Origin of the sequence: Geobacillus sp. GHH01 (assembly GCF_000336445.1) — a bacterium.
Classification (GTDB): domain Bacteria; phylum Bacillota; class Bacilli; order Bacillales; family Anoxybacillaceae; genus Geobacillus; species Geobacillus zalihae.
On record NC_020210.1, the window covers coordinates 1,990,508 to 2,005,015 of the forward strand.

At 51.9% G+C, this 14,508-nt stretch carries 16 protein-coding genes; 6 read left to right on the top strand and 10 right to left on the bottom strand.

Annotation, left to right across the window (positions count from 1 at the left end; translation table 11 throughout):
* Positions 1-10: 10 nt before the first annotated feature.
* The 4 genes from GHH_RS09740 (at position 11) to GHH_RS09755 (ending at position 4,392) form a co-directional block, all read left to right on the top strand.
* Complete coding sequence (locus GHH_RS09740) at positions 11-1,459, top strand: aldehyde dehydrogenase family protein (protein ID WP_015375007.1); 1,449 nt, start codon at positions 11-13, stop codon at positions 1,457-1,459.
* A 78-nt stretch (positions 1,460-1,537) separates the two neighbouring features.
* The gene (locus GHH_RS09745; protein WP_015375008.1) at positions 1,538-2,911 is read left to right on the top strand and encodes a cytosine permease; all 1,374 of its coding nucleotides are present in this window, start codon (positions 1,538-1,540) and stop codon (positions 2,909-2,911) included.
* A gap of 1 nt (position 2,912) precedes the next feature.
* The gene (locus GHH_RS09750; protein ID WP_015375009.1) at positions 2,913-3,734 is read left to right on the top strand and encodes a carbon-nitrogen hydrolase family protein; all 822 of its coding nucleotides are present in this window, start codon (positions 2,913-2,915) and stop codon (positions 3,732-3,734) included.
* A gap of 7 nt (positions 3,735-3,741) precedes the next feature.
* On the top strand, positions 3,742-4,392 hold the full coding sequence (locus GHH_RS09755) for a cyclase family protein (RefSeq protein WP_015375010.1): 651 nt from the start codon (positions 3,742-3,744) through the stop codon (positions 4,390-4,392).
* A gap of 60 nt (positions 4,393-4,452) precedes the next feature.
* Here the strand turns inward: GHH_RS09755 and GHH_RS09760 are convergent, their stop codons facing one another.
* Together GHH_RS09760 and GHH_RS09765 are read right to left on the bottom strand one after the other, a co-directional pair.
* The gene (locus GHH_RS09760) at positions 4,453-5,010 is read right to left on the bottom strand and encodes a sugar O-acetyltransferase (RefSeq protein ID WP_015375011.1); all 558 of its coding nucleotides are present in this window, start codon (positions 5,008-5,010) and stop codon (positions 4,453-4,455) included.
* 51 nt (positions 5,011-5,061) lie between these two features.
* The gene (locus tag GHH_RS09765; protein ID WP_015375012.1) at positions 5,062-6,441 is read right to left on the bottom strand and encodes a D-serine ammonia-lyase; all 1,380 of its coding nucleotides are present in this window, start codon (positions 6,439-6,441) and stop codon (positions 5,062-5,064) included.
* A 269-nt stretch (positions 6,442-6,710) separates the two neighbouring features.
* On the opposite strand from GHH_RS09765, the gene GHH_RS09770 reads away from it, so the two are divergent.
* Positions 6,711-7,880, top strand: a complete 1,170-nt coding sequence (locus GHH_RS09770) for a tetracycline resistance MFS efflux pump (RefSeq protein WP_033005128.1) — start codon at positions 6,711-6,713, stop codon at positions 7,878-7,880.
* Between the two features lie 333 nt (positions 7,881-8,213).
* Positions 8,214-8,693 carry a GNAT family N-acetyltransferase gene (locus tag GHH_RS09775; RefSeq protein WP_011231410.1) on the top strand — a complete coding sequence of 160 codons (480 nt, stop codon included), beginning with the start codon at positions 8,214-8,216 and terminating at the stop codon, positions 8,691-8,693.
* Positions 8,694-8,803: 110 nt separating this feature from the next.
* Here the strand turns inward: GHH_RS09775 and GHH_RS09780 are convergent, their stop codons facing one another.
* From GHH_RS09780 to GHH_RS09815, 8 genes are read right to left on the bottom strand one after another with little or no spacing between them, the layout of a single operon-like run.
* On the bottom strand, positions 8,804-9,427 hold the full coding sequence (locus tag GHH_RS09780; RefSeq protein WP_015375014.1) for an urease accessory protein: 624 nt from the start codon (positions 9,425-9,427) through the stop codon (positions 8,804-8,806).
* A 20-nt stretch (positions 9,428-9,447) separates the two neighbouring features.
* Positions 9,448-10,263 (bottom strand): urease accessory protein UreD, encoded by an 816-nt coding sequence (locus GHH_RS09785; RefSeq protein ID WP_015375015.1) that lies wholly within the window; start codon positions 10,261-10,263, stop codon positions 9,448-9,450.
* Complete coding sequence (gene ureG, locus GHH_RS09790; protein ID WP_011231413.1) at positions 10,260-10,874, bottom strand: urease accessory protein UreG; 615 nt, start codon at positions 10,872-10,874, stop codon at positions 10,260-10,262. Before ureG ends, GHH_RS09785 begins: the two co-directional genes overlap by 4 nt.
* Positions 10,875-10,923: 49 nt before the next feature.
* Entirely contained in the window at positions 10,924-11,601 is a 678-nt protein-coding gene (locus GHH_RS09795; RefSeq protein WP_015375016.1) for an urease accessory protein UreF, read from the bottom strand.
* Positions 11,594-12,040: an urease accessory protein UreE gene (gene ureE / locus GHH_RS09800; RefSeq protein ID WP_020960052.1), complete on the bottom strand. Its 447-nt coding sequence runs from the start codon at positions 12,038-12,040 to the stop codon at positions 11,594-11,596. Before ureE ends, GHH_RS09795 begins: the two co-directional genes overlap by 8 nt.
* 10 nt (positions 12,041-12,050) lie before the next feature.
* Positions 12,051-13,760 carry an urease subunit alpha gene (gene ureC, locus GHH_RS09805; protein ID WP_015375018.1) on the bottom strand — a complete coding sequence of 570 codons (1,710 nt, stop codon included), beginning with the start codon at positions 13,758-13,760 and terminating at the stop codon, positions 12,051-12,053.
* Complete coding sequence (locus GHH_RS09810; protein WP_015375019.1) at positions 13,757-14,092, bottom strand: urease subunit beta; 336 nt, start codon at positions 14,090-14,092, stop codon at positions 13,757-13,759. The genes ureC and GHH_RS09810 overlap by 4 nt, the downstream gene beginning before the upstream one ends.
* A 45-nt stretch (positions 14,093-14,137) precedes the next feature.
* Positions 14,138-14,443 (bottom strand): urease subunit gamma, encoded by a 306-nt coding sequence (locus GHH_RS09815; protein WP_011231418.1) that lies wholly within the window; start codon positions 14,441-14,443, stop codon positions 14,138-14,140.
* Between the last annotated feature and the right edge of the window lie 65 nt (positions 14,444-14,508).

Sequence of the window (14,508 nt, forward strand, 5' to 3'; positions counted from 1 at the left end):
GCAATCTTCCATGATATACGTCAACGGAAAATGGAGTAAAGGAGAAGGAAAAAAAAGACCGGTCATCAATCCCGCGAATGAGGAAATCATTATAGAAATCAATGAAGCATCCCAACAACAAGCCGTAGAAGCGATCCAAGCAGCTCGTCATGCTTTTCAATATACCGATTGGCCATTCAATCCAGCAAAACGGATCGCTGCGCTTCGCCAATTAGCGGACCTGTTGGAACAAAACGCAGAAACATTCGCTTCGATCGAGACGTTGAATACAGGAAAACCGATTCGCGAGTCGCGCCTCGATGTCAGCGATTCAATCCAATGCCTTCGTTACTACGCCGATTTTGTTGAACAACGGGCCATCGAGGAAATAAAAAGAACCGATGGCACGACAAGCAAAATCATTGAGGAGCCAATCGGGGTATGCGCGTTGATTGTTCCTTGGAATTTTCCTCTCTTGTTAGGAATATGGAAACTGGCTCCAGCGCTTGCGGCGGGAAATACAGTGGTATTTAAACCATCAGAACTGACTCCGTTATCGTTCATCGAACTGACAAAGCTGATCGATTCCATCGGTCTCCCGCCAGGCGTGTTTAATCTTGTTCCTGGAGGCGGTTCGCCGGTTGGAGAAACATTGGTGACACACCCTGATGTGGAAAAAATATCGTTTACCGGCGGAACGAAAACCGGACGATGGATTTACGAACAAGGCGCTCGCCGTTTGAAGCGAGTATCTTTGGAACTTGGCGGAAAATCCCCGCTGCTCATTTTTGACGATGCGGATCTTGCCAGCACCATCGAGTGGGCGTTGTTTGCCTCCTTCTTCAATCAAGGAGAAGTGTGTGTGGCTGCTTCGCGAATTCTTGTTCAACGACGCGTTTATGATTCGTTTCTTGATCAGCTGACCCAAAGACTAGCTTCCCTCCGCATTGGCGATCCTTTCGCGGAACATACGGAGATGGGGCCGTTAATCAGCTCCTCACATTTAGAAAAAGTGGAAACGTATATCCAGATCGGCTTGCAGGAAGGAGGAGTACTGCTGCAGGGAGGAAAACGAATTAAAGAACTGGGGTATTATCTCACTCCTGCCGTTTTCGCCCATGTCCGTCAAGATATGCGCATCGTCCAAGAAGAAATCTTTGGACCGGTCATAACCGTACAACCGTTTGAACATGATGAAGAGGCGATCAAGTTGGCGAATGACACCATATACGGTCTGGCAGCCGGCCTATTCAGCCGCGATCTCGAACGGGCGGAACAAATCGCCGGGAAATTGAGAGCAGGAACGATTTGGATTAACAGCTATCACACTCCCTATGTCGATGCCCCTTGGGGAGGATTGAAACAAAGCGGAATCGGCCGAGAGCTTGGACCGCAAGGATTCGCTGCTTTTACGGAAACAAAGCATGTGAACATCAGCCAACATGGCAAACCACTCGGATGGTATTCATCGCACTCCTGATTTCGTCCTAAGGACGAAATCGGTGCAAGTTTATTATTCTGAATATTTAAAATAGAAAATCAAGAAGGGAGAATCCTTATGAAGTGGACAGAACGATTTGGTCATGATGATATTCGGCCGACCCCGATGAACGAACGGAGCATGAATTTTTTTAGCACGTTTACTCTTTGGATTGCGGCGAATGTGGTGATTACGACGGTCATGACGGGGATGATGTTTGTTCCTGACATTTCCTTCTCCAACGCCATGCTGGCGATTATTGTCGGTTCGGCGATCGGCGCCATTCCGCTCGCCCTTACTGGAAACATCGGCATCCGCACCGGTCTCCCTACAATGGTGATCACAAGAGCGGCCTTTGGACAAAAAGGCGCCATCCTTCCCGCCCTTGTCAACACGATCATTTTAATCGGCTGGAGCTGGATTCAAGCCTATATGGCTGGCCTTAGTCTGAATTATGCCGTCCATTACGCCACTGGATACAGCAATATCAACCTATTTGTCATCTTGACGGAACTTCTTGTTGTGATCATTACGATTTTTGGCCACCGAGGGGTGGAACGAATCGAAAAATATATATCGATTGCCATGTTGATTTTATCTTTCCTTGTTTTTTATAAAATTTTTACGACTTATGACATTTCGACACTAGTCGAAATGAAATTGAGCGAACATCCATCCATCACCACGATTATCGCCTTTGACATCGTCATCGCCACCGCTTTTTCTTGGATGTCGACGGTTTGCGATTTCAACCGCAACTGCCGCTCCGAAACAAGCGGTTTTTGGGGAACGTATTTTGGCTATCTGGTCGCTTCCATTGTTGCAATGGGGCTCGGCGCTGTCGTCAGCGGCTTCAGCATCGCCTCGAACATGGAACGGACGTATGATCCAACGATTCTCCTTGCGGCTTACGGGTTTGGATTGATCGCATCCATCGTTGTGTTCTTTTCTGTACTCTCGACCAATGTCATGGCATTATACAGCGCCACGATGTCGTTCATGAATGTCTTCCCGCGCGCAGGCTTTTGGAAACCGACGTTGATCATGGGAGTGATTTGCACGCTTGGCGCCTTGCTGAAAGAAGTGCTGATGTCCCATTTCTTTAACTTCATTATGCTGATTGCCACGTTGTTCATTCCTGTGTTTGCGATTGTGCTCGTTGATTACTTTTTGATCAAAAAAGGGGTATACGACGCAGAAGATATTTTGTACGACACAAAAGGTCAATATCGTTATCAAAAAGGAGTCAACATCGCCGCCTACATCACCTATATCGTTGGAGCTGTCTTCGCCTATTATTTTACGTACATTCATCCGCTTGCCGTCGGCTCCACCATGCTGACGTTTCTTTTATCGGGAGCTGTTTATTGGGGGTTGATGAAATGGACAAAACAAATATCTGCGAGCACGAATACGGTCGAGCTTGAATCTCCCACTCGCTTGGAGGGATGATATGAACAGACCATTTGACATCGCATTGGCGCAGATGACGCCGGCCGACGGCGACATTGGCGCCAACTTGGCCAAAATGGAAACGATCATCCATGAGTGCAAACAAAAGTTCCCTAATGTTCGCCTTCTTCTGTTCCCGGAACTTTGCACCACTGGTTACGTACTGTCAGAAATGCTAAAAGAGGCGGCCCAGACATGGGACGGCTCTACGTTCCAACACATGAGCCAACTTGCCCAAACATTTCAATTGTATATTGCCTACGGGTACGTTGAAAAAGACCATACAGGAAATCTATACAACTCTCTTATGTTGATCGATCCTAATGGACAATGTATCGGAAATTACCGGAAAATCCATTTGACTCCTTTTGAAAAAGCCTGGTTTTCTAAAGGAGCCGAGCCGGTGCTGGTGGATACAGAACTCGGCCGCATTGGTCTAATGATTTGCTGGGACTTGGCTTTTCCGGAACTAGCAAGATACTTAGCGGTTCATGGAGCCGAGCTTCTTCTCGTTCCATGCGCTTGGGAATCTCCCTTTCATGCACCGTTTCAAAAATTCGCCATGGCACGAGCGATCGATAACACGGTTTATGTGGCGGCATGCAATCAAATTGGATCGTCTTCTTCTTTCCATTTCTTTGGTTTATCCTCTATTTATGGGCCGGATGGAAGGAAAATAGCCGCAGCCAACATGAATGGACGGGAAGAGCTCGTACACGCTATGATCGATCAAAACCAACGCCAAGCGTTAAAGAAACACTTTTACACCATGATGGACGAACGACGAATCGACCTTTACCGACAATGGATTTGGAGGGAATGACGAGAACATGATCATCCAAAAACTCATCGACCTCACCATGCCGATCACGGCCCAAACTCCGGTGTACCCGGGGGATCCGAAGCCGAAAATCGAACCGGCGGCGACGTTCGCCCAAGACGGCTATCACGTCAGCCGCCTTGTGCTTGGGTCGCATAGCGGCACGCATGTGGATGCGCCGTTTCACTTTTGCGAACACGGTTGGCGGCTCGATGACGTGCCGCTCACGTATTTTCTTGGCCGCGGCATCGTGATCGATGCCACGGGGAAAGCGGAAGGCGAAGCGGTGACGATGGCCGATGCCGCTCCGTATATCCCGAAGCTGTCACCGGGAACCATTGTGTTGTTTCATACCGGCTGGTCGCAATACGCCGGAACAAAGCGGTATTTCCGCCATCCGTACGTCGCGCCGGATGTGATTGAAGCGATGCTTGGGCGAGGGGTTCGCACGTTTTTCATTGACGCGCTCAACATCGACCCGCCGGACGGCTCGTCGTTCCGCGCCCACGAACTTATTCTTGGCGCCAACGGGGTGATCGGAGAAAATTTCGTGAACTTCGAGCGAATCGATTTTGATGACCCGTATATTATTGCCCTCCCTCTTTCCTTGCCTGGCTGCGACGGTTCGCCTGTTCGGGCGGTGGCGGTGCAGTGGGCGTAACAAAGAAGGATGATGCAACCAAACGCCCCGCACATGCTTTGCGCGGGGCGCGGCCTTGGGCTATTTGAGCCATTTGATCACTTTCACCGGGTTTCCGCCAACGACCGCGTTGGCGGGGACATCTTTTGTCACAACCGCCCCTGAGGCGATGACAGCGTTGTCGCCGATCGTGACGCCCGGGTTGATGACGGCCCGCCCGCCGATCCAGACGTTATGGCCGATCACAACCGGCTTTCCGTACTCCAACCCGGAATTTCGTTCGTGCGGATCGAGCGGGTGAGTCGCCGTATAAATGTGCACACCAGGACCAATAAAACAATGGTCGCCGATTCGCACTTCGCATACATCCAAAATCACGCCATCAAAGTTCATAAAAAAGTCTTCACCGACGTGAATGTTGTAGCCGTAGTCGCAGCGGAAGTTCGGCTCGATAAACAGCCGTTCTCCCGTTGAACCGAACAGTTCTTTGAGCAGAGCGGTTCGCTTTTCATATTCCGTTTCCAACGTTTCGTTATACAAACGAACGAGCCGCCGCGCCCGCTCCCGCTCCTTGACGAGCTCCGGATCAGCGGGATTGTACAAGTGTCCCGCTACCATCTTTTCTTTTTCGGTTTTCATCGAACCCCTCCAACATTTCATGCATTCGTTTCAAAACTCCATGGAATGATCTTATCGTCCTTCAGAAAAACCGTTCCCTGTCATCGTTTCGATGCGCACGCCTTCCCGATAATAGGCCTCCATCACATCCTTTGGCACCATGCTTCCACCCGTCGCCCAGCCAATATGGACGGCGTTTTTCATCTTTTCTTTCAAACCGTTTGCCTCTACGTACGTTTGCCCCGCCAAATCACGAAACAGCCGAACAGGCCCCGCCACCCCCGCCAAGGCGGACGGCTCTAAATAGATTTCCTCCGTTTCCACCATCGCCGCGAGCAAGCGGTAAAGCGTCGAATCGTCCACCGTATAGACGCCGCTGATGACGTTCTCAAGCATGTTTCCCACCAGCCGCGACGGCCGCCCCACCGCTAGCCCGTCCGCTTCGGTCTTATTGTCGAGGCCAAAATCTTGCACCGACACGCGGTCGTGCTCTCCTGTCATCAACCCAAGCAGCATGCAAGGCGAATGCGTCGGCTCAGCGAAAAAGCAATGCACATGATCGCCGTACACGAGCTTCAGCCCAAACGTCACCCCGCCCGGACCGCCGCCGACGCCGCAAGGAAGATACACAAAGAGCGGATGGGTTTCATCAACCGTGATGTTCATGTCCTCTAATTGCTTTTTCAGCCGAAACGCCGCCACCGCATAGCCTAAAAACAGATGGATCGAGTTCTCATCATCGATAAAATACGACGTTGGATCCTCGGCGGACTGTCTTCGCGCCTCTTCCACCACTTTGTTGTAATCAGTGAGATGTTCGATGACGGTGACCCCTTTGCTTCGCAATAAGTCTTTTTTCCATTGTTTCGCATCGGCTGACATATGAACGGTGACGCGGAACCCAAGCTGCGCCCCGATGATGCCGATGCTCAAGCCTAAATTTCCTGTCGAACCGACGACAAGCGAATAGCGGGAAAAGAACTGCCGGAATTCTTCGCTGGCCATGACCGCATAGTCCTCTCCTATGGCGATCATACCGTTTGCGAGCGCAAGATCTTCCGCGTGTTTCAACACTTCGTAAATGCCCCCACGCGCCTTGATCGACCCGGAAATCGGGAGATGGCTGTCGCATTTTAGCAACAGCTCCCCCTCGATGTTGGTCTGAAACATCTTTTCCAAACGCCGTTGCATGTTCGGAATCCGGACTAAAGGGGATTCGATGATGCCATAGGCCGGCCGCGTCTCGGGAAAAACTTTCGCGATGTAGGGGGCAAAGCGGCGCAATCGTTCTTCCGCCTCCTTAACATCGCGCTCGCGTAAAGGAATCGTTTGAATAGCTTGCGCAAACGCGTGATATTTTGGATTGCGCCAAAACACCTCTTCGGCCGCCATGATCATTTCAAGCAGCGGGAATTCCTTTACCCACTTTTGGATTTCGTTTTTGGTCATCATGCACCATTCTCTCCCATGCGTGTTTGTCGTTTCGCACCCTGGGCGGATGCCGGTCCAAAGTCCGCTTCATTGTTTGTCGAACCGTTTACCTCCAGTCTCGCGAAAACCGCTTCCATTGTCAATGGGGAGGAAGGAAAATGGGTTGTGGATGACATTCGGGAGTGATCCCAGCCTCGTCGGAACGGCCAAGCAAGGTGCGATCTGCTTTGAAAAACGCCTGTCTTTCCATTATGATGAAAGAGGCAAACCATATCGTGGAGATGATGATCATGAGCAATCGTCGCGATTTATCGCTTTTGTTTCTCGTGATGTTTTTGGTCATGGCCGGGTTTGGCATCATCATTCCCGTCCTTCCGTTTTACGCAGAAAAAATCGGCGCGACGCCAACGCAGCTCGGCTGGTTGATGGCCGTGTATTCGCTCATGCAATTTTTATTTGCGCCGATGTGGGGGAATTTATCGGACCGCTATGGACGAAAGCCGATGCTGCTTGTCGGCATTTTCGGTTTGGCCCTTTCGTTTTTCTTGCTCGCCGTCGCGACAAAACTTTGGATGTTGTTTGCCGCTCGCATCATCGGCGGATGTCTATCGGCGGCCACGATGCCGGCCGCTATGGCGTACGTCGCAGATGTGACAACGGAAGAAGACCGGGGCAAAGGAATGGGGATGATCGGAGCGGCCGTTGGGCTTGGATTCATTTTCGGACCGGGGATCGGCGGCGTGTTCTCGAAAACGAGCTTAACCGCTCCGTTTTGGATGGCAGGCTGCTTGGCGCTCTTGACCGCTCTATTCGTTTTCGTTTTCTTGCATGAGTCGCTTCCGAGAGAAAAACGAATGAATATACGAACAAAGCGGCCATCGCTTGCGGCCGCCCTCCAAGGGCCTGTAGCGCGCCTATACCTACTGCAGCTGATCACAACGTTTTCCCTCGCCGGACTTGAGGCGACGTTCGCCTACTTTGCCGCTGAACGAGCGGGACTTTCGTCGACGGAACTTGGCTACATCTTTATGATCATGGGGCTTGCAGGAGCCGTCGTTCAAGGAGGGCTGCTTGGAAAACTGATCCGCTCATTCGGGGAAGGCGCTGTCATTCGTTTCGGGCTGTTCCTGTCAGCAGTTGGCTTTTTTCTCATTTTATTCGTTCACAGCTTTTGGACAGCCGCGCTCTATTTAACGATTTTCGGCATTGGAAACGGCATCATCCGCCCGTGCGTCTCCGCGTTGTTGACGAAATATACGGCGGACGGCCAAGGAAGCGCAACAGGCGTCTTATCATCGTTCGATTCGCTCGGCCGCATCGGCGGTCCGGCGATCGCCGGCTGGTTGTTCACCTTAAAGTCCAGTTTGCCATATATGTCAGGGATTGTGCTAACATTCATTTCCTTCGCTGTTTTTCAATCGTTTCAACGAGCCATGATGCAAAAAGACTCGGCCCTTTGACACAAGAGGAGGACGGATGTGGACATCCCCTGTTACAGATCAGCGAGCGAAAAAGCCCACTCCTTGAGGGGTGGGATGAAAGCGAGCCCCGTCTAACCTAGCGCACTGGTCACAGGTGCGCCGCCCATTGGGGTACATCCTAACCCGATGGGACGGGGTGATGACACACCCCTGAATTTGGGCGTTGTCCGAACCAGAAATGGATGAGGACGCGAACGACCCAAGAATCCCACGCCTTTAGGCGTGCGGAGTGTCAAAATCACGCACGGAAGTGAACGTCTTATGCATTGGGGTGATCAAACATCATCATCTGCACAAAGGAGGAGGAGCGCCTTGAACATCGTTCCAACCAAACAGTTGGACCGTGCCATCGTCAACCAATTTTTCAACGACCATTGGGGAAGTCCGCAAATGGTTGTTTCAACCGGCATCTATACCTGCAGCGAGCTGGATGGATTTGCGGCTGTTGAGAACGGTCAGCGGATCATCGGACTGATTACATTCATCATCCGTGGCAGCGAATGCGAGATCATCTCGCTAGACAGCATAATGGAAAACCGCGGCATCGGCAGCGCCCTTTTGCATGAGGCAGAGGCATGGGCGAGACAACAAAGGTGCACGGCTGTTCAACTGATCACTACCAACGACAACTTGCATGCCCTTCGTTTCTATCAAAAGCGCGGCTATCAAATTGTGAACGTCTTTCCCAACGCTGTCGACAAGGCGCGACAAATCAAGCCAAACATTCCGAAAACAAGTCCTGACGGCATTCCTATTCGAGATGAGTTGTTGCTGGTCAAACCACTGGTGTGACACGAGGTGATGATGACGCCGCATCGAAAAAGAAGCACCGGCCTTCTCCCAAGACCGGTGCTTCTTTGTTTTGAACAACCCTCCACCTATGACGCCAGCCGCGAGGAGCGTCAAATTTCGGCGGCGATATGATACATGTAATAGACCCCATAGGCGATGCTGATGAGGGAGACGGTTTTCACGATCCATTGATTCATGACTTGCTGTTTCGCTTTCATCCAAACAAACGGAATCCCGAGAAACGTCGTGAACAGCATCATGCCGATGACCGTTCCTAGGCCAAAAATCAAAATAAAAGCAAGCGCCATCCAAGTTCCTTTGACCGTCGTCATCGTCAACAACACCATTCCGGCGCTGCCGGCTAAACCGTGGACGATGCCAATCAATGTCGATTTCACATGTAAATGATGAATATCGCCCTGGTGATGATGATCCAGCCTCATTGTCGAACGGAAACTAGCAATTCCTAGAATAACGATCATGATGCCGACGCCCATTTCGAGATAAGAAGCAATCTGTTCAGGAATTTGCCGCTCAAAGGCGATCATCGCCATCCCAACAACGAGCAGCGTCAACGTATGGCCAATTCCCCAAAACATGCCGGCCAGCGATGAAAGGGACAGTTTTTTCGTCCGGCTGGCAATGGTCGAAACGGCAATGACATGATCCGGTTCCGTCGCATGTTTCATTCCAAGCAGCAATCCAAACAAGAGCACAGGCCATATCGTTCCCATTGTCTTCTTCCTTTCCCTTGTCAATATTTCCTCCAACAGACTGGCGCTTTCTCACCGCATTGTTGGCGAATAAACTGTTGGACGCGTTGGAATATCGCTTCGATGGCCGATGTTTCATACGCCAATATACGTACAGAAAAGCCTGGAACGGCTGCCGCTGAAAAACCGCAGCGAACCTCTTTCGGCATCTCTTCCATGAATTGGTTGAACTGTTCTAACACTTCCTTTGTGATGAACGGAGAAAGAGCCACGAATGATCCGACATGCGTATAGCCGCCGAGCTGCAGCATGCTCGTTAAGTGCTGCCGCGAGTCCAAGTACAGATGATCAAACAGAACGAGCGCCTCGTCTTGATACACCTTCAGTTTCGAGCGAATCCAATCATAGCGGAACAGCTCGCCGCTTTCCGACCATCCAGGCGTGATGATTTCGCCATAAACAAACGTGGAGCTTGGCGTGATGTACACCGTCGTTTCTTGATAAAAGCGCGCATGCTCATAGGCGATCGTCGGGTCGGGGAAATATTCAAGTACGCTTTGCTCCCCAAGTGACAATCGTGTATACTGCCTTACAGGCGTTGAAGGAGTTTTGTAGATTTTCGCCGCCGACTGGGTCGTCACCATCAACCGGGCGCTGGGCTCGAGGAAGATTTCCATATCATATGAATCCCCATCGACATACCCGCCGCCCACGTGGACAAGATATAACGTCGGATGAGCCGGGTCGAGGTAAACAGGACGCATCAGTTTCAGCGCCCCTTCACTATAGTTGTCCAAAATGACGGTGCGGCCGTTTTTCACGACCGCTGTACATCGCAAACGCCCCGTCCAGCTCATTCTTCCAGCCCTGCCAGCAGCACCTGTTTTTCGATCCAATCCACAACGTCAAAAAGACCAATCTCTTCTTTTAAATTCGTAAAAATGACCGGCTTCGCCCCTCGCGCTGCTTTGGCGTCCCGTTCCATCACTTCCAGACTGGCGCCGACGTAAGGGGCAAGATCGATTTTGTTGATCACGAGCAAATCCGACTTAATCATCCCCTGTCCGCCTTTGCGCGGAATTTTCTCCCCTTGGGCGACGTCGATGACATAAATGGAGAAATCGACCAACTCCGGGCTGAAGGTCGCCGCCAAGTTATCGCCGCCGCTCTCGATCAAAATGAGTTCCACATCTGGATGGCGCCGTTTCAGTTCATCAATGGCCGCAAAATTCATTGATGCGTCTTCGCGAATGGCCGTATGCGGGCACCCGCCCGTTTCGACGCCGATAATCCGATCTTCCGGCAAGACGCTATGTTTGATTAAAAACTGAGCGTCTTCTTTTGTATAAATATCGTTCGTAATGACCGCGATGCTAAAGCGGCGATGCATCGCCCGCGTCAGCTTCTCGACAAGCATCGTTTTGCCGGCGCCGACCGGGCCGCCGATGCCGATTCGTACCGGTTCCATTCTGGATTCTCCCTTCTCTGTCCTTCTTTCGTTCCACGTCAAACAAGATTTACGACATAAACAATCGAACAGGAAGACGTTCATGCTGCATTTGCGCGATTTCCAAGCCGACGGCTGCCGCCCCGAGCTCCTCTTCGTCGAGTGTCTCGATGATGCTCGCGGCATGAATCAAATATGGCTGCGCCATGACGAGCAGCTTTTGCCCGTCCGTCTGGCCGAGGGGAATGCCGCGAACCGCGTTTTGCACCATCGTTTGTACGGAAGCAAACAAATACGTCAGCACCGTCGTTTGTTTGGCTGCTCCGATTTTGCGGCCAACCGCCGCAAACACAATGGCCGGATGAATGGACCGCGTCGTTTGCACGATCTCATCCAATTCATCGACTCCGTAAATGTCGCGGCACAGTTTCCATAAGCGCCCCCCAATCATTCTCGTTCCTTCTCGCGTTTCCTTCGCCAAGCAGAGAGCAAACAGCGTGTCGTTCAGCCGCCGCAGTCCTTCCATACGGTCGACTTCCAACTGCTCATAGGCGATCCGGCACGCCAATCCCTCCGTATACGTCAGCTGGGTTTGGATATACACGACGAGCGCGTCGCCAAACGTTTTGGCATCACGAATTTGTTCATGGTACATATAAGTTTCAAACCCAAAGGAATGGGAAAACGCTCCTGATGGAAAATTGGAATCGGAGAGCTGCAGCAGCCACAGCAGCTGTTGGTCAGTCATGGCGATGCCCGATATGGCGGAACGCTTGTTTTACTTTCCGTTTTTCCCTCTTGTACGGGATGCCGAGTTGCTGGAGCAGCTCTTCGACTAAATAGTCGTATTGGACGAGCATTTCCCCTTCCTCGAATTGGGCGGGCAAGTGGCGGTTGCCGAGCTGATGAGCAATCTCCCCCATTTGTTTCATGGAAACAGGCTGGATGACAAGCAAATCATCGGGAAGAACGGATACGACAATGGCATTATGCTCATCCATCCATAACACATCTCCGTCTACCAATTCTTTCGCTTCTTTCAAGCGAATGCCAATCTCCCTCCCATGGTCGGTCACCACCCGCTGAATTCGTTTTACTAAATCATCGCTTGGCATGTACACCCGTTCGATGTGCGGGGGGAGAGAAGAAAGAGCTCGAATGTTGCCGATAACCGTTTCTACAATCATCATCATCACCTCAAAACAGAAAATATCGTTGCGCCATGGCCACAACTTCAGCCGGTTCGCACGTGATGAGCCGCCCATCGACCTTCACTTCATACGTTTGCGGATCGACATCGATTTGAGGCATGGCGTTGTTGAACACCATATCGTGTTTCGTTAACGAACGAATGTTTCCAACCGGTTTGACGATTTTGTGCAATCGCAGTTTGTCAGGGACGCCGCGTTCGAACGCCGCTTTGGACAAAAACGTAATGGACGTTTTCGCGACGGCGGCGCCATAGTTGGCGAACATCGGGCGGTACAGAGCGGGCTGCGGCGTCGGAATGCTAGCGTTCGGGTCGCCCATCACGCTGTAGGCGATCATCCCGCCTTTGATGACGAGCTCAGGCTTGACCCCGAAAAAAGCGGGATGCCAAACGACCAAATCTGCGAATTTTCCGACTTCGACTGACCCGACATACTCCGCGATGCCATGAGTGATAGCCGGGTTGATCGTATATTTGGCTACGTACCGTTTGACGCGGACATTATCGCCTCGCCCCGTTTCCTCCGGCAAGCGGCCAAACTGTTTTTTCATTTTGTCGGCCGTTTGCCACGTGCGTAAAATGACTTCACCGACCCGTCCCATCGCTTGCGAGTCGGAACTGATCATGCTGAAGGCGCCGATGTCGTGCAAAATGTCTTCTGCCGCGATCGTTTCTTTGCGGATGCGCGAATCGGCAAAGGCAATGTCTTCTGGAACGGACGGATCTAAATGATGGCACACCATTAACATATCTAAATGCTCATCGAGCGTGTTTTTCGTATACGGCCGCGTCGGGTTCGTGGAAGAAGGCAAAATGTTCGGGAAGCTGGCGACTTTCATAATATCGGGCGCATGCCCCCCTCCGGCTCCTTCCGTATGGTATGTATGAATGACGCGTCCGTTAATGGCCTTCAGTGTATGCTCGACAAACCCGCCTTCATTCAACGTATCGGTATGAATGGCGACTTGCACGTCGTACTCATCCGCCACTCGCAAGCACGCATCAATCGCTGCCGCCGTCGTTCCCCAGTCTTCATGAAGCTTGAGTCCCACCGCTCCGGCGCGCACTTGCTCCGCGATCGGCTCTTTCGCCGACGCGTTGCCTTTTCCTAAAAACCCAAGATTCATTGGGAACGCTTCGGCGGCTTCAAGCATCCGGTAAATATTCCACTCTCCCGGCGTGCACGTCGTGGCATTCGTTCCGGTCGCCGGCCCGGTCCCGCCGCCAATCATCGTCGTAATGCCGGATGACAGGGCGGTTTCGATTTGCTGCGGGCAAATGAAATGGATATGGGCATCCACTCCTCCAGCGGTCACGATTTTCCCTTCGGCCGCGATCACTTCCGTTGAGGCGCCGATGACAATATTGACGCCGTCCATTAACAGCGGATTCCCCGCCTTGCCGATGGCGGCGATGTTTCCATCTTTGACCCCGATATCGGCTTTGTAAATGCCGGTGTAATCAACGATGACGGCGTTCGTCAACACTAAATCGACCGCTTCGTCGCGGACAGCGAGCGGATGCTGCCCCATCCCGTCGCGAATCACCTTCCCGCCGCCGAATTTCACTTCATCGCCGTAAACGGTATAGTCATGCTCAATTTCAATCCATAAGTCTGTGTCCGCCAACCGGATGCAGTCCCCGGTCGTCGGTCCAAACATATCCGCGTATTGCCGTCTTGACATGGAAAAACTCATTCTCTTGCTCCCTCCTTCCCGTTGTCATCAAGCGGACCGTTGACCATATTGTTTAATCCGTACACCCGGCGCTTGCCGGAGAACGGGACAAGCTCCACTTGCTTCGCATCCCCGGGTTCAAAACGGACCGCTGTCCCGGCTGGGATGTTCAAATGTTTTCCGTATGCGGCCTGTCGGTCAAATTCGAGAAACGAATTGACTTCAAAAAAGTGAAAATGGGAACCGACTTGCACCGGGCGGTCGCCGCGGTTTATGACCGTCAGCTTCGTAACCGGCTTTTGCCGGTTGCACACAATCGGTTCGTCGCGCAATCGGTATTCTCCTGGAATCATAGGACCACTCCTTTAATCCACCTTTATCGGAATCGGCCGGCGCTATTACGACCGGATCGGCTGGTGGACAGTGACGAGTTTCGTGCCGTCCGGAAACGTCGCCTCGACTTGAATCTCGTCGATCATGTCAGCGACGCCTTCCATCACATCATCGCGTGTCAAAATCGTCGCGCCGTATTGCATCAACTCCGCCACCGTCCGCCCGTCGCGGGCGCCTTCCAACAGCTCATACGTAATGAGCGCCACCGCTTCCGGATAATTCAGTTTCAATCCTCGTTCTTTCCGGCGGCGCGCCAAATCGGCGGCCACGACGATCAACAGCTTTTCCTGTTCGCGCGGAGTCAGTTTCACTCATCTCTTCCCCCTCATTGAATGCTCCCGCCTATACTCGCAGGTTCAAAAAATCTCTCATTCGC

Coding starts and splice junctions, on each gene's coding strand:
- GHH_RS09750 (WP_015375009.1), top strand. CDS start 2,913: ATGAACAGACCATTTGACATCGCATTGGCGCAGATGACGCCGGCCGAC.
- GHH_RS09795 (WP_015375016.1), bottom strand. CDS start 11,601: ATGACTGACCAACAGCTGCTGTGGCTGCTGCAGCTCTCCGATTCCAAT.
- GHH_RS09780 (WP_015375014.1), bottom strand. CDS start 9,427: ATGGGAACGATATGGCCTGTGCTCTTGTTTGGATTGCTGCTTGGAATG.
- GHH_RS09810 (WP_015375019.1), bottom strand. CDS start 14,092: ATGATTCCAGGAGAATACCGATTGCGCGACGAACCGATTGTGTGCAAC.
- GHH_RS09760 (WP_015375011.1), bottom strand. CDS start 5,010: ATGAAAACCGAAAAAGAAAAGATGGTAGCGGGACACTTGTACAATCCC.
- ureE (WP_020960052.1), bottom strand. CDS start 12,040: ATGATTGTAGAAACGGTTATCGGCAACATTCGAGCTCTTTCTTCTCTC.
- GHH_RS09745 (WP_015375008.1), top strand. CDS start 1,538: ATGAAGTGGACAGAACGATTTGGTCATGATGATATTCGGCCGACCCCG.
- GHH_RS09740 (WP_015375007.1), top strand. CDS start 11: ATGATATACGTCAACGGAAAATGGAGTAAAGGAGAAGGAAAAAAAAGA.
- ureG (WP_011231413.1), bottom strand. CDS start 10,874: ATGGAACCGGTACGAATCGGCATCGGCGGCCCGGTCGGCGCCGGCAAA.
- GHH_RS09765 (WP_015375012.1), bottom strand. CDS start 6,441: ATGATGACCAAAAACGAAATCCAAAAGTGGGTAAAGGAATTCCCGCTG.
- ureC (WP_015375018.1), bottom strand. CDS start 13,760: ATGAGTTTTTCCATGTCAAGACGGCAATACGCGGATATGTTTGGACCG.
- GHH_RS09755 (WP_015375010.1), top strand. CDS start 3,742: ATGATCATCCAAAAACTCATCGACCTCACCATGCCGATCACGGCCCAA.
- GHH_RS09785 (WP_015375015.1), bottom strand. CDS start 10,263: ATGAGCTGGACGGGGCGTTTGCGATGTACAGCGGTCGTGAAAAACGGC.
- GHH_RS09770 (WP_033005128.1), top strand. CDS start 6,711: ATGAGCAATCGTCGCGATTTATCGCTTTTGTTTCTCGTGATGTTTTTG.